At 64.0% G+C, this 1,118-nt stretch carries 1 protein-coding gene; it reads right to left on the bottom strand.

Going from position 1 to position 1,118, the window contains the following annotated elements; genetic code table 11:
* Positions 1-187 precede the first annotated feature (187 nt).
* Positions 188-1,118 (bottom strand): acyl-CoA dehydrogenase (locus IG78_RS44725; protein ID WP_283936563.1); only part of this gene is annotated, 931 nt, incomplete at its 5' end.

The following is a 1,118-nucleotide window of genomic DNA, read 5'->3' as shown; positions in this document are numbered from 1 at the left end:
TGTGCTGTGTGCTGTGTGCTGTGTGCTGTGTGCTGTCTGGTGTTTGGTGTTTGGTGTTTGGTGTGGCTGTGTTGTGGGTGCTTGGTGTGGTGTGGTCGTGGCGTCCCTCGTGCGCCGCGGCCGGTGGGTGTTTGCCGTGCCGTGTGCTGTGGCCGGTGGCCGGTGGTCTGTGGTTTGTGGTGGCGGGTTAGGGGGCGTGTGTGGTGGGTGTGGGGTTGGGGTTGGTGGTGGGTGTGGGTGGGGTGATGCAGTGGGTGTTGTCGGTGAGGCAGTCGGGGTGGGTGCAGTGGGGGTTGGTGGTGTGGTGGTGGGTGGTGTGGGGTTGGGTGGTGGTGTTGGTGTGTAGGTAGTGGCGGTGGTAGTTGCCGTTGCCGTTCCCGTTGCCGTTCCCGTTCCCGTTGTTGTTCTTGTTGTTGTTTCTGTTGTTGTTCTGTCGGGTGTTCTCGGTGCCGGTGCCGGTGCCGGCACCGGTGCTGCCTCTGGTGTCGGTGTCGGTGCTGCCGTCGGTGCTGGTGCCTGTGCTGGTGTGGGTGTTGGTGTCGTTGCTGCTGGTGTGGGTGCTGTTGCTGTGGTCGTGGCCGGTGCCGTCGTTGCCGCTGGCGTTGGCGTTGGTGGTGTGGGTGTTGGGGTGGGTGTGGGTGGTGTGGGTGGGGATGTGGTGGGTGTAGTTGGGGTGGGTGAGGGGGATGTGGGTTTGGTATTGGGGTGGGGTGTGGAGGGCTTGGGTGAGTGTTTTGAGGTGGGGGGTGAGGGTGTTGAGGGTGTTGGTGAGGGCGGTGGGGAGGGTTTGGGTTTGGGTGTGGGTGAGTTGGTTGTGGGTGAGGAGGGTGGTGGTGTGGGGGGTGAGTTGGGTGTAGGTGTAGAGGCGGTAGAGGGTGGTGAGGAGGTGTTTGGTGGGGGGGTGGGTGGTGTTGTTGATGGTGGTGAGGAAGGCGTCGGCGGCGAGGCGGTGGGTGTGGGTGTGGGCCATGTCGAGGGCGTGGGTGCTGGCGTGGTTCCAGCGGTTGAGGGGGTTGCCGGGGGGTGCGTTTCGTAGGGCGGTGCGGGCGTTGTGTTGGTGGATGGTTTCGAGTGTGAGGAGGAGGTTGCGGAGGTGGTGGGGGTCGGTGATTTGTTGG

Source organism: Streptomyces aureocirculatus, assembly GCF_000720475.1.
In the GTDB taxonomy this organism is placed as follows: domain Bacteria; phylum Actinomycetota; class Actinomycetes; order Streptomycetales; family Streptomycetaceae; genus Streptomyces; species Streptomyces aureocirculatus.
Note: the sequence above shows the minus strand (reverse complement) of the source record. Positions and strands in the feature narration are given on the sequence as shown.